The organism is Paenibacillus sp. GbtcB18 (assembly GCF_019091125.1).
Classification (GTDB): domain Bacteria; phylum Bacillota; class Bacilli; order Paenibacillales; family NBRC-103111; genus Paenibacillus_F; species Paenibacillus_F chitinolyticus.
Map to the genome: position 1 here is coordinate 684,335 of NZ_JAGXJX010000002.1, position 20,263 is coordinate 704,597.

Annotated in this window: 18 protein-coding genes; 1 reads left to right on the plus strand and 17 read right to left on the minus strand. The window is 54.3% G+C overall.

The genetic code is table 11. The features are described 5' to 3' along the window. Nucleotides 1–46: 46 nt before the first annotated feature. From KVT34_RS08390 to cymR, 16 genes are all read right to left on the minus strand, one after another. Complete coding sequence (locus tag KVT34_RS08390) at nucleotides 47–2,194, minus strand: methyl-accepting chemotaxis protein (protein WP_217558129.1); 2,148 nt, start codon at nucleotides 2,192–2,194, stop codon at nucleotides 47–49. 215 nt (nucleotides 2,195–2,409) lie between these two features. After that, nucleotides 2,410–3,696: a peptidase U32 family protein gene (locus KVT34_RS08395; RefSeq protein WP_217558130.1), complete on the minus strand. Its 1,287-nt coding sequence runs from the start codon at nucleotides 3,694–3,696 to the stop codon at nucleotides 2,410–2,412. 11 nt (nucleotides 3,697–3,707) lie between these two features. Further along, a complete protein-coding gene (locus KVT34_RS08400) occupies nucleotides 3,708–4,640 on the minus strand; it encodes a peptidase U32 family protein (RefSeq protein WP_217558131.1) in 933 nt (310 codons plus the stop codon). A gap of 13 nt (nucleotides 4,641–4,653) precedes the next feature. After that, a complete protein-coding gene (gene mltG / locus KVT34_RS08405) occupies nucleotides 4,654–5,733 on the minus strand; it encodes an endolytic transglycosylase MltG (protein ID WP_217558132.1) in 1,080 nt (359 codons plus the stop codon). A gap of 84 nt (nucleotides 5,734–5,817) precedes the next feature. Beyond that, nucleotides 5,818–6,114 (minus strand): DUF1292 domain-containing protein, encoded by a 297-nt coding sequence (locus KVT34_RS08410; RefSeq protein WP_009676585.1) that lies wholly within the window; start codon nucleotides 6,112–6,114, stop codon nucleotides 5,818–5,820. Beyond that, entirely contained in the window at nucleotides 6,111–6,413 is a 303-nt protein-coding gene (locus KVT34_RS08415) for a DUF1292 domain-containing protein (RefSeq protein WP_009676589.1), read from the minus strand. Before KVT34_RS08415 ends, KVT34_RS08410 begins: the two co-directional genes overlap by 4 nt. 12 nt (nucleotides 6,414–6,425) lie before the next feature. After that, on the minus strand, nucleotides 6,426–6,836 hold the full coding sequence (gene ruvX, locus KVT34_RS08420; RefSeq protein ID WP_217558133.1) for a Holliday junction resolvase RuvX: 411 nt from the start codon (nucleotides 6,834–6,836) through the stop codon (nucleotides 6,426–6,428). A gap of 52 nt (nucleotides 6,837–6,888) precedes the next feature. Beyond that, entirely contained in the window at nucleotides 6,889–7,149 is a 261-nt protein-coding gene (locus tag KVT34_RS08425; protein WP_009676594.1) for an IreB family regulatory phosphoprotein, read from the minus strand. Between the two features lie 114 nt (nucleotides 7,150–7,263). Beyond that, nucleotides 7,264–9,891: an alanine--tRNA ligase gene (gene alaS, locus KVT34_RS08430; RefSeq protein ID WP_217558134.1), complete on the minus strand. Its 2,628-nt coding sequence runs from the start codon at nucleotides 9,889–9,891 to the stop codon at nucleotides 7,264–7,266. Nucleotides 9,892–10,436: 545 nt separating this feature from the next. Then, the gene (locus KVT34_RS08435) at nucleotides 10,437–10,970 is read right to left on the minus strand and encodes a DUF1854 domain-containing protein (RefSeq protein WP_217558135.1); all 534 of its coding nucleotides are present in this window, start codon (nucleotides 10,968–10,970) and stop codon (nucleotides 10,437–10,439) included. Further along, complete coding sequence (locus KVT34_RS08440) at nucleotides 10,954–13,203, minus strand: ABC transporter ATP-binding protein (protein WP_217558136.1); 2,250 nt, start codon at nucleotides 13,201–13,203, stop codon at nucleotides 10,954–10,956. Before KVT34_RS08440 ends, KVT34_RS08435 begins: the two co-directional genes overlap by 17 nt. Before the next feature lie 198 nt (nucleotides 13,204–13,401). Further along, nucleotides 13,402–14,472 carry an AI-2E family transporter gene (locus tag KVT34_RS08445; RefSeq protein ID WP_217558137.1) on the minus strand — a complete coding sequence of 357 codons (1,071 nt, stop codon included), beginning with the start codon at nucleotides 14,470–14,472 and terminating at the stop codon, nucleotides 13,402–13,404. A gap of 221 nt (nucleotides 14,473–14,693) precedes the next feature. Further along, nucleotides 14,694–14,891 carry a hypothetical protein gene (locus tag KVT34_RS08450; protein WP_009676575.1) on the minus strand — a complete coding sequence of 66 codons (198 nt, stop codon included), beginning with the start codon at nucleotides 14,889–14,891 and terminating at the stop codon, nucleotides 14,694–14,696. Between the two features lie 14 nt (nucleotides 14,892–14,905). Next, on the minus strand, nucleotides 14,906–15,433 hold the full coding sequence (locus KVT34_RS08455; protein WP_217558139.1) for a PRC-barrel domain-containing protein: 528 nt from the start codon (nucleotides 15,431–15,433) through the stop codon (nucleotides 14,906–14,908). Between the two features lie 57 nt (nucleotides 15,434–15,490). Beyond that, on the minus strand, nucleotides 15,491–16,633 hold the full coding sequence (locus KVT34_RS08460) for a cysteine desulfurase family protein (protein ID WP_217558140.1): 1,143 nt from the start codon (nucleotides 16,631–16,633) through the stop codon (nucleotides 15,491–15,493). 16 nt (nucleotides 16,634–16,649) lie between these two features. Further along, nucleotides 16,650–17,069 carry a cysteine metabolism transcriptional regulator CymR gene (gene cymR, locus KVT34_RS08465; RefSeq protein ID WP_009676580.1) on the minus strand — a complete coding sequence of 140 codons (420 nt, stop codon included), beginning with the start codon at nucleotides 17,067–17,069 and terminating at the stop codon, nucleotides 16,650–16,652. A gap of 248 nt (nucleotides 17,070–17,317) precedes the next feature. Here cymR and mnmA point away from each other — a divergent pair, with 248 nt between their 5' ends. Beyond that, nucleotides 17,318–18,400, plus strand: a complete 1,083-nt coding sequence (gene mnmA, locus KVT34_RS08470; RefSeq protein WP_217558141.1) for a tRNA 2-thiouridine(34) synthase MnmA — start codon at nucleotides 17,318–17,320, stop codon at nucleotides 18,398–18,400. Nucleotides 18,401–18,758: 358 nt separating this feature from the next. Here the strand turns inward: mnmA and KVT34_RS08475 are convergent, their stop codons facing one another. Further along, nucleotides 18,759–20,237 (minus strand): potassium/proton antiporter, encoded by a 1,479-nt coding sequence (locus KVT34_RS08475; RefSeq protein ID WP_217558142.1) that lies wholly within the window; start codon nucleotides 20,235–20,237, stop codon nucleotides 18,759–18,761. Nucleotides 20,238–20,263 lie beyond the last annotated feature (26 nt).

The following is a 20,263-nucleotide window of genomic DNA, read 5'->3' on the forward strand; positions in this document are numbered from 1 at the left end:
AAAAACGCCTCCTTCCGGCTTTCCGGAAACGAGGCGCTCTTCGGGATTATAATGTAAACTTAGACAGCGTGTCTTTCAGGGAATTCGAGAGGTTCTCCAGTCTGTCGGACAGCTTCACCAGATTCTGACTGATGCTGAGCTGCTCGGAACTGAGGGAAGCCACTTCCTCGGAGGTCGCCAGCGATTCCTCCGCCACGGCACTCACATTCGTCATCGCATCGGACAGGACGGCTTGCGACTGATCAAGCTCGCTTATCGATTCCGTCACCGCGTTCAACCGTTCGATAAATTCGCTCATGTGATTCTGGACCTGGGCGAAAATCCCGTCCGCTTCTTTCACGGCACCGATTTGCTGATTGAAAAGCGGGTAGGCTTGATGAAGCACGTGGACGGTCTCGTCGATTTCGCGCTGAATCGTTTCCGTAATCTGAGCCACAACGTCGATAGACTGCTTGGACTGATCCGCCAGTTTGCGGATTTCATCGGCGACCACCATAAATCCTTTGCCTGCCGCTCCGGCTCTCGCAGCTTCGATCGTTGCATTCAGGGAGAGGATATTCGTCTGCTTCGTCAGATTGTGCAGCATTTCCAATATTTTGCGGATGGATCGGGTGCTCTCTTTCAGGTTGTCGACCTTCTCCACCATGGAGCGGGTCATCACTTCCGTCTGGCCGGTTTTGTCCATCAGCTCTTCCATGTACTTCGTGCCCTGCTCGCCCGAGCTTCTGACGCCGGAGGCTGCCGTACCCATTTCGAGGTTGGCGGACATCACCTGCTTCATTTTCTCGCCGATATGATGCGTCAGCTCGTTCCCGCGTTCGGACTCGGAGGCGAGCCCTGCGGCTCCTCCCGAGATCTCGTCGGTCGCCACTGCGATTTCTTTGGCGGAAGTCGCCGTAATCTTGGAGGCGTTCGCGACTTCGGAGGCCGTGTTCAGCACCTCCTGGGCGGATTCGTTCGTCTGGCGGACCAGCGTCGTAATCTGCTCCATCATCATATCGAAATTTTCTCCAAGCATGCCGATCTCGTCCCGGCCCTTAAGATTCGCCCGCACCTTCAGGTTGCCCTGGGCACCCTGCTTCATTAGCCCGGCCAGTCCGGACAGCGGCCTGCCGATCATTCTCGCCACGAAAATGCCGATTAAAGCGGCGATAACGGCCGCCACAAGGGCCATTACCAGCGTCAGATTAAAGATCACGTTCGCGTCTTTAACCAATTCTCCGACCGGCATGCTTCCTACGAGGAACCAACCGGTACCGGCAAACTTCGAATATACGTTCTGTGTCTGTTTATCCGATGAGAGGAAGTCGCCGGAAGCCGTCTTCTGCTGCTCCTCACTGATCGTAACCGGAGACGGTTTTGCGAGAAGTTCCTGATCCTTCGCATAAATCAATTTGTTGGACGCATCCGAAATGTACATCGTGCTGTCATCGCCGAGCTGGATAAGTCCGAGCTCTTTGTCCAGAATCGATGTAGGAATTTCCATCAGAAGCATCGCGATCGGTGTGGAAGTGCTCGTCGAGTTCAGGTAGCGGCCCATTGCGACACTCGGTTCCCCGCTGAAATAACCTTTCGGTTTCGTGTCCAGCCACAGGGGCTGCCCGCTGGTTTTGGAAATCACCTGGAACCAGTCCGTTTTTGTAATTTCTTCCGTCGTAGCGTTCAAGGAAGCTCCGTTGGAGTTGATCATATGACCGTCTGTTTTTAACAGCGTCATGCTTTTGATCGATTTGTTGGAAAATAAATAAGAATTCACTTTTTCCGTAATTTTACGAGTGACTTCGAGCTGCTCGTACGTACCTTCTTTAACCTCGTTGCGTGTTTCAAGCAGGCGCTGCAAATCGGCGTCGAGCATCATCTGCATCGTTAAATCTTCAAAGCCGCCGAAAAGCAGATCGAGCTTCTGGCTCGCCTGGATCATGGTCTGCCTCGACGCTTCGCTCACTTTGCCGCGCACGACGCTTTTCGAAAGCTGGTACGAGGTAATTCCGACGGTCAGAACAAAAAATAAAATACTGACGATGAAAATAAGAAACAGTTTCATGCCTACGGATTTCGCCGGATTGCTGAGCCCCATAGAAGAAGAAATAAAACCGCCCGGTCCTCCCGGCTTCGGAGCGCCCCCTGACAGAGCTTGTTTCTTTTGAAAACGCTCTCTTAGCTGGGTTGCTGTCTGTGTAAGTCTTTTGTTCATGGGCACCACCATCCACTTTTTTTTAGGAAGAAAGTCTTACGCAAAAAATAAATATCTCCAATATTTTCTACTTTTGTTTTAATGTTCGACGACGATTTGTGTTTATCCTCTTTGATTTGTGCCATTTTTCCTATAAATTCATCTTTTTTTGATTACACAGACCTAGAAATAAAAAAAAATACCGCCCGGCTTAAGCCAGTCGGTATTAAATTCCTTTAACGGGTACGTTTGCGCATCATATCCAGCGGTTTAACCGGCTGTTCGGTTTGAATGCGGATAAGCTGGAGAGGATGACGAGCCGCATCGAGCTCGGCGCCTTCCTCGTCTCGAATGACATCTACCCGCTGCTTGAAGTGCGTGCCTCCCGGACCGAAAAACTCCACTTCCGCACCCGGTTTGAAGTAATTGCGCTGCTGAATGACGGCGGTTCCCGTCTTTTCGTCATACTCCATAACCACGCCGACGAAATCGTAGCTCGCCGCCTTGTCCTCCGGTCCGAAAATATGATCTTCGGGACCCGGCGCTTCGTAGAAAAATCCGGTATTCAGCGGTCGGTTCGCCGCTTTATTGATCTCGTCGCGCCAAAGCGGTTTAACCTCGTAGGCCGCCGGATTTTCAAAATAGCTGTCGATGGCCTGGCGGTAAGCATTTACGACCGTGGCCACGTAATGGATGCTTTTCATTCTGCCTTCGATTTTGAAACTGTCCACGCCGGACTCGATCATATCGGGAATATGCTCGATCATGCATAAATCCTTGGCGCTCATCATAAACGCATCTTCCTCTTCCCCGTAAAGGGGAAAATCGGGTGCAAGCGGATCGGACAGAGGTGCTCCCTTCGCGTACAGATCGTACTTCCACCGGCAGGACTGGCAGCACCCTCCCCGGTTGGAGTCGCGGTCCGTAAAATGATTGGACAGCACGCAGCGCCCGGAATAGGAGCTGCACATCGCTCCGTGAATAAACGCTTCGATTTCGATATCGACATGCCGTTTGATCTCGTCAATATCGCCCATGCTCACTTCCCGGGCGAGAACTACCCGCTCGATGCCTTCTTCTTTCCAGAACTGCACCGTCTGCCAGTTCATGACCGACTGCTGGGTGCTGAGATGCACCTCAAGCTTGGGAGCCACGCGTCTGGCGGTGTCCATAATAATCGGGTCGGCTGCGATGATAGCCGAAATTCCGGCTTCCTGCAGTTCCCTCAAATAATCTTCAATTCCCTCGATATCTTCGTTATGGGCATAAATATTCGTCGCCACGAAAACTTTGGCGCCGTACCGGTTAGCGAATTCGACGCCTTCGCGCATCTCTTCGAAAGTAAAGTTGTCGGCGTTGGAGCGCAGACCGTACTTCTGGCCGCCGATATACACGGCATCGGCACCGTAATGTACGGCAAACTTAAGCTTCTCCAGACTCCCCGCCGGGGCAAGCAGTTCGGGCTTGTCCAGACGAACGCGTCTGCCGCGCGCACGCTCGTTAACAGCTGCGGCAATACTCATGGTGGTTCACCTCAATATACTTGTTCTTTGTAGAAAAAGCCGAAAGACAATTCCCTGCCCGGATCCTGCAGGCGTCGGATAGGCTCCAGCATTTCGTCGTTGAATTTGTAAGAATCGGGATCCGCACAGTAGGCATCAATCACTTGACGGTATGCCCTTACCACGGTTTCATTATATTCGGCGGATTTCAGAAGTCCTTCAATCTTAAGGCTGTCTATGTTTCCCTTGAGCAGCTCATGAAGATCTTCCAGCATGCAAATATCGTCGGAGCTCATCACGTGAGTGCCGTTGCTGTCCTCATAAATCGGATAGCGCTCCTCCTGGCGTTCCTGCTCAATCAGAAAAAGCCCGTTATCCATGGAGCGGTCGACACTGCTTGCATCTTTCCCCAGATGCTCCACGTAATTGGCGACCAGACTGCGGCGGGAATGGTAAATATTCGTCAGTCCGTGCACTTGAACCTGAACTTCCAGCTTGGCGTGGCGCTTGAATTCAAGTGTTTCCTCAAGGTTCAGTTCCCTGGCCAGAACCGCGCGCGCGGCTCCGCGGGACGCCCAATAATTCGCGGTAGCATAGTTCGTCGTCGTCATTTCCGCATTCCAGTGAAGCGGGAGCTTCAATTCCGCTTTGTTCACCATCCGCAGTACGGCGGGATCTCCATACACGGCTCCGTCCACACCGATAGCGGAGATGGCCGCAAGATAGTTCTCAACTTCAGGCAGCGCTTCATTATCAAAAACATTGTTCACAGCCGCATAGACTTTAGCGCCTTTAGCATGAACGTAAGGAACCAGTTCCTCCAGATCTTGAATCGTCACATCGCCCGGAAGGCGCATGCCGAATGCCGCTTCGCCGATCAGTACGGCGTCCGCCCCGGCTTCTATGAATCGCTTCGCTTCCTCTACTGTTCCTGCCGTTATAAGCAGCTCGGGTTTTGGAATCAACCTCGTCACCTTCTTATTTCGCGTTTTTCTCGGTTTGCTTGCTCTTTTCGATGTTGGCCAGATGCTGCGCATAGGTTTCCCCGAACAAATGTCCCTGGCTTCCGTCTTTTTTCGTTACGTAATAAAAGTATTTCGACTCCGCCGGATATAGCGCCGCCTTGATAGAGGCCAGGCTCGGACTCGCGATTGGACCCGGAGGCAGTCCGGGATTTTTATACGTATTATAAGGGCTTTCGATCTTCAGATCGCTTTCGAGCAGTCTTTCTTTCTGCTTGCCCAGCGCATACTGCACGGTCGCGTCGATCTGCAGCGGCTGTTTGATTTTCAGCCGGTTGTAAATGACGCTCGCCACGAGCGGACGTTCCTCGTCCACAACCACTTCACGCTCGATCAGGGAAGCGATCGTCATCATCTGATGGAAGGTCAGCCCGCTTGCCTTCAGCTTGTCCTTCCAATCCGCGGGAAGGCTTTGCAGCCGCTTGTCCAGCTGATCAACCATAAGGGTGATCATTTTCTGCTCGGTGGCATCCTTGGGGATATCGTACGTATCCGGGAACAGATACCCTTCCAGCCTATGTTTGAGCTTGGTATCCGCCGGAATTCCGGCAAGCAGCTCTTCCCCTGCCGTCGGCTTGTACGCTTCCGTCGCCTTAACGAAGGCGGACGCTTCCATCCCATCATGCTGTCCGACTTTGTCGGCAATCTGCGTGACCGTGTATCCTTCGGGAATAGTCAGGCGGTTCGCTTTTACCGTCTGCCCGTTGTTCAGCATCGCAATGATTTCGTCCGTTCCGATCCCGGGCTTCATCGCATACTCGCCGGCCTGGAAACGGCCGCCTTCGTTTTTCCATTTCAAGTAATACATAAAAACGGAGGCGTTGCGGATAAGACCTTCCCGCTCAAGCTTGGAAGCGATATTTTTCATGCCGTCGCCGGATACGATCTCGACCTTCTTTTCCTGACCGGAAGCCGAGGTCGGCTGAAGTTCTCCCCGTATATAATAAGCCGCGGCCGCGGCACAGCCGGCCAAGAGCAGAACAATCACCAGCAGCCCGGTCATCCAGCGTTTTATTCGTGATTTAGGACGATGCATAAGTTCCTCCACAATAGTCATCTTGGTCAATCATCTGCATGAAAAAGAGCGGATTTGACTCCGCTCTGGTTTGCTTTAGATTTCTTAAGGTTCGTCGTGTTCCGGAAACGTGAGTTCGTCGTACAATTCGGAGACGGTTTCCCATTCTTCGTCATCTTCGATGGTTTCCAGCTCCAGTGTGCCTTCCGAATCCCGGGATACCCGGAACACGGACACTTCGCCTTCTTTCTTCATCTCTTCCGATTGCAGAACGGCGTAGTGGCGGTCTTCGTGGAGAATCTCCGTCAAGATGCGAAAGACGGTGGATTCGTCCTGTTCGTCGAATAAAATAATATCATCTCCGAAAGAACTCCGCAACTCGTTCGTCTGTTTTACACTCATGCTTCTTCTTCCTCTTCGGCGATTAGTGTATTAAACGTTTCTTCAACGATATTCCATTCTTCCTCGTCCTCGATGGTGTAAAGCTTCAGATCGTCGCCGTTCTCGTCTTCCTCGTAACGAAATGCGTACACTTCGTCGGATTCCTCGTCGCCTTCAACCGGCACGACCATCATGTACTTTTTGTCGGAACCATCCACTTCGAATTTCATGACGACTTCGAATTCTTCCTCGTTGCCCTCATCATCGGGGATATAAATAATTTCCGCTTCCTCTTGCTGAAAATCCTCTTCTTTAGCCATGGTTCCATCACCTCATCGTTTAGAGTCCATATATCCCTGCAGAATCAGCACAGCGGCGATCTTATCGACCACCTGCTTGCGCTTCTTCCGGCTAACGTCCGCCTCCAAAAGAGTGCGGGTCGCGGATACCGTAGTCAATCGTTCGTCCCACATGCGGACGGGCAGGTTAAACGTCTCGGTCAACTGTGCGGCGAATTCCTGAGAAAGCTCGCCGCGCGGCCCGATCGAGCCGTTCATATTTTTGGGGAGGCCGACCACGATCTCCGTTACTTCGTACTCCCCAATTAACCGCCGCAGTTGGTCTAAATCGTGTTGCGGACTGGCTCTGCGTATAACCTCGATTCCCTGGGCGGTAAGCCCGAGAAGATCGCTGACGGCTACGCCGATTGTTTTGTCGCCATAGTCTAGGCCCATCGTTCTCATACGTGTGAACTCCTAAGCCGGACCCGTCTGCCGGGAATCGGCGCAGGCCCGTTTATTTATGCTCCTTGAGATAAGAGCGCACCAATTCTTCGATCAGTTCGTCGCGTTCCCGTTTGCGAATCAGGCTCCGGGCGTTATTGTGCCGGGGAATGTAAGCCGGATCCCCTGAAAGCAAGTAACCGACGATTTGATTGATCGGATTGTAGCCTTTCTCCTGCAGAGCGTCATAGACAGTTAATAGCACTTCTTTGGGGGATGTTTCGATCTCATCGGCTTTGACATTGAATTTCACCGTTTTATCCATAAAATCCATGAAAGGCACCTCCAATGTTTGCTTTTTCAAACTCTATCGGTTGCAAATGCTGCTAATCCCACTATTGTCATATATTCTCTGCGGGACGGAAAATTCCTGTTCCCGCAGGAAAATTTAAGAAATCTGTCCGGTCACAAGCGCTTCGACGCCGTCCAGCGCCTCCTGGAGTTTGGACGGGTCCTTGCCTCCGGCCTGGGCCATATCGGGACGTCCGCCGCCGCCACCGCCGCATTTCGCCGCGGTTTCTTTGATCAGCTTGCCGGCATGAAGCCCTTTGGCGATCAGATCCGGCGTAACCGCGGCAACCAGGTTGACTTTGTCGCCCGCGACGGCGCCGAGCACGATCACGGCCGAGCCCAGCTTCGCTTTCGTTTCATCCACGATGCCCCGCAGGGAATCCATATCGGATGCGCTCACCTGGGCGGCCAGGACCGATACGCCCGCCACTTCTTTCAGGCGGCCTTCCAGCGCGCCCGCTTCAATGCGGCCCAGTTTGGCCCGGAGCGATTCGTTCTCGCGCGCCAGCTCTTTCATCTGCTGGAGCGTAGAGTCCAGACGCTTCGGCACGTCCGCGGTGTTGGCCTTGAGAACGCCGGCCGCATCCCTCAGCAGCTGCAGCTGGCCGTCCACGTACTCGTAGGCCTGACGGCTTGTCACCGCTTCGATGCGGCGGATACCGGAACCGATCCCGGATTCGCTGACGATCTTGAACAAGCCGATTTCGCCCGTGCTCTGTACGTGGCAGCCCCCGCAAAGCTCGAGGCTGTAATCGCCGACGCGGACGACGCGGACGATGTCGCCGTACTTCTCGCCGAACAGCGCCATGGCGCCCATCGCTTTCGCTTCGTCGATGCCGCGAAGGGAGATGTCCACCGGCGTGTTCGCCCAGATTTGAGCGTTCACGCGGCGTTCGACATCCTGCAGCTCTTCCGGCGTAATGCCGCCGAAGTGGGAGAAGTCGAACCGCAGGCGGTCCGGCTCAACGAGGGAGCCCGCCTGGTTCACGTGCGTGCCGAGCACTTCTTTCAGCGCTTTATGCAGCAGGTGAGTGGCCGTGTGGTTCTTCACGGTTTCTCCGCGAAGCTCGCTGGAGACTTGTGCCGTGACCGTATCGCCCGTGCGCAGGATGCCCTGCTCGACGGTCACGCTGTGAACGTGCTGGCCGTGCGGCGCTTTGCCGACTTCGAGCACGGCTGCGCGTACGCCGTCGCCCGTAATGACGCCGCGGTCGGCTACCTGTCCGCCGCTTTCGGCGTAGAACGGCGTCCGGTCGAGTATGACCTGACACGTTTCGCCGGTTCCCGCCGCGTCCACAAACTCGTTGTCGTGCACGATCGCCAGCACTTTGGCTGGAACTACCAATTCAGTGTATCCAACAAATTCACTTTTATCCGTAAACTCGGAGAGCGCTCCGCCCTGCACTTTCATGCTGCCGGACTTGCTCCGGTTGCTGCGCGCACGCTCGCGCTGTTCTTCCATCGCCGCTTCGAATCCCTCGCGGTCGACGGCCAATCCCTGCTCGTTCGCGAAATCCTCCGTCAAGTCAACCGGGAATCCGTACGTGTCGTACAGCTTGAAAGCGTCCGGCCCGCTGATGGCCCGCCCGCCTGCCGCACGTGTGCTCTCGACCATCCCGGCAAGAATGGCAAGACCGTCGGACAACGTTTCGTGAAAACGTTCTTCCTCGATGCGGATGATTTTCTCGATGAACTCGCGTTTCTCCACGACTTCATTGTAGTAAACGCCCATGATTTCGCCTACGACCGGAACGAGCTGATGTAGGAACGGTTTATCCATGCCGAGTACTTTCCCGTAGCGGACGGCGCGGCGCAGAAGTCTGCGGATCACATAGCCGCGGCCTTCGTTCGTAGGCAGTACGCCGTCTCCCACCGCAAAAGCGACGGTACGGACGTGGTCGGCAATAACCTTCAAAGCCACGTCAAACTCTTCGTTCTCCTTGTACTTCACGCCCGCGATGCGGCAGGTCGCTTCAATGATCGGCTGGAACAAATCCGTGTCGAAGTTGGAGTCCACATCCTGCAAAATCGAAGCGAAACGCTCCAGACCCGCGCCCGTATCGATATTTTTGTTCGGAAGAGGCGTGTAGCTGCCGTCTTTATTGTGATTGAACTGGGAAAATACGAGGTTCCACACTTCCAGGAAACGCTCGTTTTCGCCGCCGGGCCAGCATTCCGGATCGTTCAGATCGCCGTACTTGTCGCCGCGGTCGTAGAAGATTTCCGTACAAGGTCCGCACGGGCCTTCCCCGATATCCCAGAAGTTCTCGTCGAGCTTGTAAATACGCGCTTCCGGCAGACCAATCTTTTTATTCCAGAACTCAAAAGCTTCCGTATCCTCGGGATACACGGTCACCGACAAACGATCCGGATCGAATCCGATCCATTTCGGGTCCGTCAGAAACTCCCAGGCCCAGGTGATGGCTTCTTCTTTGAAGTAGTCGCCGATGGAGAAGTTTCCGAGCATCTCGAAAAAGGTATGGTGCCGGCGGGTTTTGCCGACATTTTCAATGTCGTTTGTACGGATGCATTTCTGCGCGTTTACGATTCTCGGATTCTCGGGAACGACACGACCGTCAAAATAAGGCTTGAGCGGCGCCATCCCGGCATTGATCCATAAAAGAGAAGGGTCGTTGTGAGGCACGAGCGAGGAGCTCGGCTCGATTTTGTGTCCTTTGCTGGCGAAGAATTCCAGCCACTTGGAACGAATTTCACTTGCTTTCATTACGTTTCGAGCCTCCGTTTGTTGGAATGGTTTTGGTTTATTAGGTTTGGACTGCTGCTCCTTCGGCCCTCTCTACAGGAAACAAAAAACGCCCCTGTTATCAACAGGGACGAAAAATTCGCGGTACCACCCTGGTTATCGGATGACGTGCAGGCAGGCGCCTTGCCGTTTCATCCAATCTCCTCGTTGCGGACGATAACGGATCCGCTTGCCGTTGGGCTTATGCAACTTGTCACCCACACTCCGAAATGAGCGTTCGGCCATCCTTCATGAAAGGTTCTCGCAGCCTTCTTCTATAGAAGAAGGAACCTTCTCTCTGCCAATGGGCTATGGCGTACTGGATTTCTTCAGCGCTTTGCTTATCGAGTTTGACTCAGTTACCGAAAATTATAGTTCATATCTGGAAACGATGTCAACCAGACGGACGCCGATTAAAGAAAGCTCCGCCGATGGACAAGTCCCTCTTAGCAGATTGGCGGAAAAGAAGCGCCGCCGGTTCAAACGGATCGGTCAGACTCCGTGTCAAGCGGAAGATTTTCTTAGTTTCAAAAAATCTTCTGCAGCTGCTTTAAGCTTGCCGGATCCAGCTTCCGAATGCTGGCCACTTCCAATCTGCGTTCTTCGGTATCCACCAGGAGGAGACGATCCTCTCCTTGCCTGAATACGTGCTCATGCAAGTTGGGGAGCTGCAGCCGCTCCGAGCCGAACTGGGTAACGATGTCCCACTGCCATCCCGATGTCTTCTGCTTGATGCTCCGGATAACTTCGACGCGGGGAAGCAAGTATCTCAAATGCAGTTCCTTCTCCAGCTCCCGGCGGGAGGCATCGTCCAACTGCCGCAAATCGGCGATAATACCGATCTCCTCCCCCTCTTTGGTACGGATCGAGATGTACCGATTCGGCTCGGAAAAGGGGAACGTCCGGAACACCAGAATTTCCTCATGTTCCCTTCCATCGCAGGACAACAAAAGCAGGCCCCCTTCCGTGCGTTGAAACCGGCATTGGTCCGCTTCAAGCAGGAAGATATCGAAGGGGTCCCCGCCCCCCGGGAAACCGCCGGATTCATACAGGTTCGGCACTGGTATCACGCTCCCTGATCAACGCTGTTTCGGTTTGGGCCTTCACGAGCTTCCAATAGATGCCTTCCTGCTGCATCAGCTCCTCGTGAGTCCCGGTTTCGGCGATGCGTCCTTTGTCGATCACCACGAGACGGTCTGCGCTTCGCAGAGTCGACAGGCGGTGGGCGATCGCGAAGGTCGTCCGTCCCCGGACAAGCCTGGAAACGGCTTCCTGGATAAGACGCTCCGTCTCCGTGTCCACGGATGCGGTCGCCTCGTCCAGGATGAGAATGCGGGGATCGTGCAGGATGGCGCGCGCAATGGCAATGCGCTGTTTCTCCCCGCCGGACAGGCGGTGACCGCGTTCGCCGACCCGCGTGTCATAGCCGTCGCTCATCGCGACGATAAAATCGTGGGCGTTGGCGATCTTTGCCGCCCGCATAATTTCCAGAGGCGACGCTTCCGGCTTCGCGTAAGCGATGTTTTCGGCTATCGTCCCGTCGAAAAGAAACGTTTCCTGAAGCACAACCCCGATCTGAGCCCGCAGGCTTTCCTGGCTCAGCTTCTTCAGCGGAATCCCATCTATTAAAATCCGCCCCCGGTCCGGGTCGTAAAACCGGCAGATCAGATGAATCAGCGTAGATTTACCCGCGCCCGAATGTCCGACAAATCCGATCATTTCACCGGGCTTCACTTCTAGAGAAATGTCTTTGAGGACAGGCTTGTGCTTCTCATAACCGTATGTAACCCGGTCCAGTGAAACGGAGCCATCCAGCCGGCCGGGCGTTACCGCATCTGCCGTATCGGCAACTTCGCGAGGCGTATCCATAATTTCAAAAACACGCTCGGCGGCCGACACGGCCCGGTTCGTCCAACTGATCGCCTGCGTAAACCACTGCAAAGGACCGAAAAACATCGTGAGGTAAACCGTAAAGGCCATCAGAGTGCCCAAGGTCAAGCCGCCGTCCAGCACCTGCAGGCCGCCGTAATACCACACGATGATCCCGCCTGCGCCCGTAACGAGCATAAACAGCGGGGTTGCGGCCTGCCACAGCCCTTCCATCCGCACGGTTTGCGTCATCATTTCCCGGTTGGCTTCCCCATACCGGGCCTGCTCGCTTTTTTCCCGGCCGAATGCCTTCACGACACGGATGCCCTGAAGAGAGTCGCCTACCAGGGTCTGAAGCTTGTTTAGCGCTCGCCACTGCTTGTACCAAAGCCAGCGGACCCTCGGCCACAAAATCCAGACTCCCGCAAGCAGCAGCGGAGTCGGAATAAGCACAACCAGGGTGAGTTTCCAGCTGAGGGTGAGCATCATCGACAAAATAGCCGCGACAGTGAGCACCTGGCTCGCCACCCAGATCACGCCTTCCGTGAGAAACTGTCTCATGGAATCCGTGTCCTGATTGAGCCGGCCGATAAACTGTGACGTCTGGCGGCGGTCGTAGAAGCTGAGAGACTGCTCGGTCAGCGCCTCGAACGTTTCACGGCGGATATCGTTCATCATGGCCGCTCCAACCTTCACCCCGATAAACCCCCGGGCGATCTGCAGTGCGGACAGCACCAGCCGTGCACCCAGCAGAGCCGCTACCCAAATCAGCAGCGTCTCGGCCATCCCTCCCGGTTGCAGCACGTCGTCGACGATAATCTTGGTCACAAGCGGGGGCGCCAATTCCAGCAAAACCGCGATGATCAAAAACAGCGCAGCCAGGACCATCCGGCCGCGGTACGGGCGCGTATACGCAAGCAGCCGGGCCAGCACGCGCCGGCGTCCGGGACTGCTCCGCTCCGTCTTATCTCCGGCCGCGCAGTCATGGTCCAGCCCGGGTGCCGCCTCTCCGCACAGCGCGCACCGGCCTGCACTGTCACCGTCCGCTACGCCGGTTCCGTTATCGCCGGTTTCCAGCAGCAGATTGGCCGCATGAACCGCCGCTTCGAGCCCTTTGGCGCAGGCGCCCGTGTAGCGGACGAGCACGACCGGGCCCGCATCCGTATCCGCGATGAGGCATCCTCCGCCCTGCGGAGCGTCCTGGGTCCGCAGGCTCCGGACCTCTTCCGGCGGGAATCTGCGCAGGCAGACGCCGCCGGAAGCGTAGACGCCGATTTCCCCGGCGCCTGCAATCAGCCAGCGGTCACCCGGCCGGCCGCTCTCGTCCATGTCCGCCCGGGCGGATACCGCAGGCTTTGCCCCCAGGCTGCGGAGAAGTTCGGGCGGCAGTTCTTCCGCTGCTGTGGGCGGCTCCTTGAGTGCCATGGGCAACCTCCTTTCGCCGCTCTACTATCGCGGCAGAATCGTTAGTCTGATCGTAACGCACGCCTCTTGCAAGCGCAAGAGAACGGCCCAGATCCGATTGGCGACTCTGCCCGGACGCGCCTTTAATTGTAGACTTCAATTTGCTTCCTCTGTATCGGCAGCCTTATCCCGTAACCTTCTCCCGAATTTTATCCGAATCTACACCGGACGCCGGTGAATGTAATAGAGAAACAGATGCTGGAGCACCACCTTAAGCACCGCAAAGAAGGGAACGGCCAAAATCAGGCCCGGTATTCCCGCCACTTCCCCGCCGACGAGCAGCGCAAAAATAATGAGCAGCGGATGCATATGCAGAGTCCGCCCCACAACCTGCGGGGATATTACGTTTCCCTCGAGAATTTGCACGATCGTATTGATGACGATAACAAGCAGGAGCATTTTTACCGAAACCGTGGCCGCCATAACAACAGCCGGAGCCGCCCCGAAGAACGGACCGAGATACGGAATGATGTTAAAAACCGCAACGAGCGCCGCCAGCAGCAGCGGATAAGGCATCCCGATGGCCCAGTACCCGATATAAGCCAGCACCCCGACGATAACGCAAACGAGAAACTGTCCCCGGATATAATTGCCCAGCGCCGTGTCGATATCGACCAGCACCTTGACCACCTGCCTGCGCCGCGATTTCGGAACAATGGCCAGCACGGTTTTCTCGATCAATTGAAAATCTTTAAGCATATAAAAGGCGAGAAAAGGAACGATGAAAGCGGTCAGAAGCATATTGATGGTGCCCCCGATGCCGTGAATCGTGTCCGAAATTTTGAGGGACAGATTTTTTTGCAGTTTAAAAATCGCATCGTGGATACCCGACCGGACCGTATCCGGAAGAAGCTGGCTGTTTTTCATGCCGTCCACAAGCGACTGGGCCCTGATCGTCATTTCAGGCATATGCTCGTTCAGTTCCCCAAGCTGCTTGACGAACATCGGAGTCACATTCATAAAAATGACCGTGAGCGAGGTCAGAAACACCGCATAAATGAGCAGAACCGCAAACGTCCGGGGAACCTTGCGCGTACTCAGCAGATTGACGACGGGGTTGAGCACATAGGAAATAATCATCGCAATCAGAAAAGGAGTCAGCACCGCCTTCAAGAAATGGAAGACACTCCCCAGAATCGGTCTTATTTGCAGCAGGAAGAACAGGACCAGCAGTCCGAGAAGCGTATAAATCAGGCCGGCAAACCAGCCGTTTTTAAAAATCGAATTCATGGCGTTCCCTCCCGTTGACACTGGCAGACTTCGGCGAATGAATGTCCTTCTCCATTTCTTCAGTATATGTACTACCTTGGCAATTAATCCAAGCTCCTCCGGCACCGGCCGGTTCTCTTCTATCGGCCCAAACCAAAAAGCACTGCTCCTGCCGGATCCAAGCGGTTAAGCCCGTCCCTGCAGAGGCAGTGCCTCATTTCGGCTAATCAAGTTGTAAACCCTTATTGGGCATGAATTTGCGGCATTTCTTCTTCGAAAAACAGATCGTCGAGCGAACTCAGCGTACCGTCTTCCTCTACTTGATAAACGGACATTTTCTCCCCGTTTACAGCGAGTTCAATGAAGCAGCCCCAGCAATAGAATTGATGGGATCCGATTTTACCGATATCCTTGGAACTGCAATTTGGACAGCGCATCATGTGCAATTTTCACCCTATTCTTCTTTAAATACGAAGATTTCCTCCGCCTCAAGCCGGGAGTTAAGCGGAACAATCACCGCATCCTCACCAATGGTTAGCGATATCGGCATTGGGAGCCACTTGCGACCTTCCATTAAATCGGATACGAAACCTTCGGACAGTTCAAAACCTATTATCTTTGTACCCAATTGTTCAAGCAAATAAACGTCCTCGATTGTTCCCAATTGCTGACCGTCTGCCGTAATAACGGGGAGTTCTTTGAGCTTGTGCTTGCCGCCGTTCAGCGGGATCAGCCCCAGGCCCTCCGCTTCCGCATAACTTCGTACGGATTTCATGTCGGCAATCGTGACGGCATCTTGTCCACAGGCCGTAATTTCACCGGCCGGAATGTACCGGCAAGAAGAATACCAGTGCCGTGCGTCCAGCATAACGCCGAGTACCGTCCATTCATTGTCGAGTAGAACGTCTCTCACCGTTCCTGCACGTTTGCCTGTGGACACGCAGAAGACCGGCAATCCGATAATGTCGCGGGCTTTACGCAAGGGGAATCTTAAACCTCCTCGTGACAGCTTGCCGCCGCCAAAGGGCGCGCCCTTCTCTTATCTACGAATCCGCTTCACGATGGTTGCGGTTTTCCGGGCCGCCGTCTCAATTTGGTCTATAGAATTCCCAAAACCGAAGCTAAAACGGACAGCCGACTTACATACAGATTCTGGAAGGTTCATGGCCCGCAGGACATGAGAAAGCTCAAGAGAGCCCGACGAACAAGCGGACCCGCTGGCAGCCGCGATACCTTCCAGATCGAGATTCATGAGCAGGGTTTCCGTATGGCTCCCCGGAAAGCTCACGTTAAAAATATGGGGAGCGGACACATCCGGGTTGCCGTTGATCACAAAACCGTCGGGCCCTAGTTCCTCCAGGAAAATCCGCTCCATATGTTGGCGATACTCGGAAGTTTGAATGTTGTATTCTTTGTAATTATTGTTATATATTTCCAGTGATTTTGTGAAGCCGACTACTCCGGCTACGTTTTCCGTACCGGCTCTTTTTTTACGTTCCTGAGACCCTCCCAATACTTGCGGGGCCAACTGAAGCTTACGTGAAGCGAAAAGAGCGCCGATCCCTTTGGGCCCGTTGATTTTATGAGCGGAGAAGCTCATGAGGTCTACGGGAAGCACGGACAGGTCGATCGGAAGCTTGCCCAGCGCCTGAACGGCATCCACGTGAAAAGCGATGCCTCGGCTTCTGGCCAACCGTCCGATTTCTTCAATCGGCTGGATGGTACCGACCTCGTTGTTCACATACATGACGCTGATCAGCACGGTCTCCGGCCGGATAGCTTCTTCCAGGTCTTCCATTCGGATAAGACCGGTCATATCTACTGGCAGAAATGTAACGTCGCAGCCCATCCGGGCCAGACGTTCTGCCGGGTGCAGCACCGCATGGTGCTCGATCTGGGTTGTAATCACGTGAACGCGTTTGCCCCCGAAGGTCTCGACGACCCCGTACAAAGCTGTATTGTTGCTCTCGGTTCCCCCACTCGTAAACAGCAGATCGGCCGGTGAACAGCCGATTGCCGCCGAGAAAGCGCTCCTCGAACGGTCGAGCGCCGTCTTGGCGGCCCGGCCGTAGCTGTGGATGCTAGAAGGGTTGCCGAAGTAGTCCGTATAGTAAGGCATCATGGCTTCCAGCACCTCCGGATGGAGGGGCGTGGTAGCGGCATGATCAAGATATATTCCCATAATGGTCACCCTGCAATCAAATATAGAACATATAGCTGTCGCGTTTGCCTTCTTCTTGGTAAGAAATCAAAGAAGCCAGAGTTGTGGAATCCAGAACCTCCGCGATGCTGTCCCGGATACGAATCCACAAATCCCGCTTGGCCGGATCGTCTTCTTCCGTAAAATCGACAGGTGAAATCGGTCCTTCCAGGACTCGGATCACTTCGCCCGCGGTAATTTCTTCCGCGTTTTTCGAAAGAATATACCCGCCATAGGCGCCGCGGATACTTTTAACAAGACCTGCGTTTCTAAGAGGAGCTACGAGCTGCTCCAGGTAATGTTCGGATAGCTGATGTTTCTCTGCGATACTTTTCAGCGAGGTCGGCCCTTCCCCGAATCTTGCGGCCAGTTCCATCATTATAGTGAGACCGTAACGGCCTTTTGTTGAAATTTTCAATTTAACACCTCTTCTACCCCTGCTTATGTGTAAGATTACTAGCTCTAGGGTATCCTATTTCTCTATGATTCATTCCATTTAGGCATGTTCTTTACTATGTTATCACAATTCCGATTATTTTGGTTACAAAACCATGACATCTTGATGAAATATTTTCACTTTGCGAAAAGCGCGTTATAATGGGTAGAACCCTGAGGTCCATTCAGGTGTCACCAGCCATTTTTGGCAAGAAAGGATTAGAACCGGCCATGAGCAAACAGAGAGTCATTCTCGGTATGTCGGGCGGGGTAGACTCTTCCGTAGCGGCTCTGCAATTGAAAGAGCAGGGCTATGACGTCATCGGCGTCTTTATGAAAAACTGGGACGATACCGACGAGTTCGGCCATTGTACCGCCGAAGAAGACGCGGAAGACGTACGGAGAGTCTGCGACCAGATCGACATTCCGTTTTATACGGTTAATTTTGAAAAAGAATACTCCGAGAAGGTGTTCCAATACTTCCTGGATGAATACAAGAGCGGGCGCACTCCGAACCCCGATGTTATGTGCAACCGTGAAATCAAGTTTGGCGAGTTCCTGCAGAAAGGTCTGGATCTGGGCGCCGATTTTATCGCGACCGGCCACTATGCCCGCCTGGAGGAACGCGACGGGGAATTCGTTCTGCTTCGCGGAAACGATTCGAACAAGGACCAGACCTACTTCCTGCACGCGCTGAACCAGTACCAGCTTTCGAAAGCCATGTTCCCTATCGGGCACATGCCGAAGCCCCAGGTCCGCGAAATCGCGGCGGCTGCCGGTCTTGCGACCGCCAAGAAGAAGGACAGCACCGGCGTCTGCTTTATCGGGGAACGGAACTTCAAAGAATTCCTGAGCCAGTACCTGCCCGCACAGCCGGGGGACATCCAGACGCTGGACGGCGAAGTGAAAGGCCGCCACGACGGCCTGATGTACTACACGCTCGGTCAGCGCCAGGGACTCGGAATCGGCGGTTCGGGTACAGGCGAGCCTTGGTTCGTTGCGGACAAGGACCTTGAACGCAACATTTTGTACGTCGTTCAGGGGGACAAGCACCCGCGCCTGTACAGCAAAGGCCTGTCCGCCACGGACGTGAACTGGATCAGCACGCGGAGACCTCAGGGTGAGTTCACCTGTACGGCTAAATTCCGTTACCGTCAGCCTGATCAGGGCGTTACGGTAACACTGGGCGCGGACGGAGCGGCCGAAGTCGTGTTCCACGAGCCGCAGAAAGCGATCACGCCCGGCCAGTCCGTCGTTTTCTACGACGGCGAAATTTGCCTGGGCGGCGGAATCATCGATAAGGTGCACCGCTAAGAAGGACCACCTTTCGGAAGCCAAGCAATTCCGCCCCCGCTGCGCCGCAGCCACAGTCGCCCCTGGCTTCAACCGGGCCCGGCTGTCTGCTCGCGCGGCGGTTGCAGTCTAAGTAGGCTGCCTGCACAGCATTGGCTACAGCATTGGCTACTGCAATGGCTACTGCAATGGCTACTGCAATGGCTACTGCAATGGCTACTGCAATGGCTACAAAAAGAAAGCGACTCCCTCCAAAGGGAGTCGCTTTCTTTTTTGCAAGTACATGTATAGTACTTACAACTAAAGCAACATTTAAAGCAGCTTTGATTACCTGGGAAATAATTCACCCCGTTAGCCATTTCGACTCCAAAAGCTGTGTTCACAGCCCATTTTCGGGCGTAAGATCGGCGGCTTTGATCGCGGGGGATTCCTCATAAAAGATTTTCTTGACCTTCTCCCTCATCGGTTTCGACACGAGCGTATACAGAAGGTCCCCTTCGATAAGCTCCGTATTCCCGTGAGGCGTTATAATTTTTCCTTTTCGGACGATGGCCGTAATGAGAACTTCTTCCGGGAGCTCCAGGTCGCTGATCAGCCTGTTGTTGACCGGGCCGCCTTCCGTCACTTTAATCTCGATAATTTCCGCATTCGCTTTCCCGAGAGCCAGAAGCTCAAGGGTGTGGGCATCGTTCTTCGCCGCCCCCTCGGTAAGGCCCAGTTTTTTGGACAGGACGGAAATGGTTGAGCCCTGGACCAGCGTCGATAAAAGCACGATGAAGAAAACGATGTTAAAAAACATGCGTCCGTGCTCCAGTCCCGCGAGCAGCGGATAGGTGGCGAGTACGATCGGAACGGCCCCTCTGAGGCCGGCCCACGAGATCAGCAGCTTTTCCCGGTATTGAAATCCGGTGCCGAGCATGCTTCCGAATACCCCCACTGGTCTCGCAACAAACATCAGAATAAGGGCAAGAGCTACTCCCTGCCAGGCAATACTGATAAGATCGTCCGGGAACGCCAACAATCCGAGCAGCATAAACATCAGGATTTGCATCATCCAGGCAAACCCTTCATGAAACCTCGTGATCGAGAACCGGTAGGCAAAATCCGCGTTGCCGAGCCGAAGGGCCATCACATAGACGGCCAGCAGTCCGCTTCCGTGAAGCAGCGCCGTAGAGCCGTATGTAAATATGGCAAAAGCAAGCGCCAGAACGGGATACAACCCGGAAGAATCCAAATCGATTTTGTTGAGGCTCCAGACGGCCAGACGGCCGATGACCAATCCCAGCACAAGCCCCAAACCCATCTCCCATAAAAAACTGCCGATCAGAAGAAGGATGCTCGTGTCCGGCATTTGAATAAGTTCGATGAGAGAAACCGTCAGAAATACCGCCATAGGATCGTTCGTGCCGGATTCCGCCTCCAGCGTCGAGGTCAGCCTTCTCTTTACGTTCTGGTTGCCGAGAACGGCAAATACCGCCGCGGCGTCCGTAGAACCGACAATGGCACCGAGAAGCAGCCCTTCCTTGAGCGTCACCTGCAAAATCCAGTAGGCGCTTAACCCGACGATGGCCGTAGTCAACAGCACGCCTATCGTAGCGAGCATCAAGGAAGGGCGAATCACTTCCTTCACATGCGTCCACTTCGTGTGCATGCCTCCGTCGAACAGAATGACGATAAGCGCCATCAAACCGAACCACTGCGTAAGCTGGGCGTTGTCGAAATAAATAAAACGATTAAGCCCCATGCCCACCAGCATAAAAAAGACGAGAGCCGGAAGTCCGAAACGGGACGAAAATTTGGACATAAGCACGCCGGCGAACAGCAGGACGGCAATGAGAAAAATATATTTCTCCGTCATAATCGGTCTCCTTCAGCTACCTGCAG

Coding starts and splice junctions, on each gene's coding strand:
- KVT34_RS08390 (WP_217558129.1), bottom strand. CDS start 2,194: ATGAACAAAAGACTTACACAGACAGCAACCCAGCTAAGAGAGCGTTTT.
- KVT34_RS08395 (WP_217558130.1), bottom strand. CDS start 3,696: ATGAGTATTGCCGCAGCTGTTAACGAGCGTGCGCGCGGCAGACGCGTT.
- mltG (WP_217558132.1), bottom strand. CDS start 5,733: ATGCATCGTCCTAAATCACGAATAAAACGCTGGATGACCGGGCTGCTG.
- KVT34_RS08410 (WP_009676585.1), bottom strand. CDS start 6,114: ATGAGTGTAAAACAGACGAACGAGTTGCGGAGTTCTTTCGGAGATGAT.
- KVT34_RS08415 (WP_009676589.1), bottom strand. CDS start 6,413: ATGGCTAAAGAAGAGGATTTTCAGCAAGAGGAAGCGGAAATTATTTAT.
- ruvX (WP_217558133.1), bottom strand. CDS start 6,836: ATGAGAACGATGGGCCTAGACTATGGCGACAAAACAATCGGCGTAGCC.
- KVT34_RS08425 (WP_009676594.1), bottom strand. CDS start 7,149: ATGGATTTTATGGATAAAACGGTGAAATTCAATGTCAAAGCCGATGAG.
- alaS (WP_217558134.1), bottom strand. CDS start 9,891: ATGAAAGCAAGTGAAATTCGTTCCAAGTGGCTGGAATTCTTCGCCAGC.
- KVT34_RS08440 (WP_217558136.1), bottom strand. CDS start 13,203: ATGGCACTCAAGGAGCCGCCCACAGCAGCGGAAGAACTGCCGCCCGAA.
- KVT34_RS08445 (WP_217558137.1), bottom strand. CDS start 14,472: ATGAATTCGATTTTTAAAAACGGCTGGTTTGCCGGCCTGATTTATACG.
- KVT34_RS08450 (WP_009676575.1), bottom strand. CDS start 14,891: ATGATGCGCTGTCCAAATTGCAGTTCCAAGGATATCGGTAAAATCGGA.
- KVT34_RS08460 (WP_217558140.1), bottom strand. CDS start 16,633: ATGGGAATATATCTTGATCATGCCGCTACCACGCCCCTCCATCCGGAG.
- mnmA (WP_217558141.1), top strand. CDS start 17,318: ATGAGCAAACAGAGAGTCATTCTCGGTATGTCGGGCGGGGTAGACTCT.
- KVT34_RS08475 (WP_217558142.1), bottom strand. CDS start 20,237: ATGACGGAGAAATATATTTTTCTCATTGCCGTCCTGCTGTTCGCCGGC.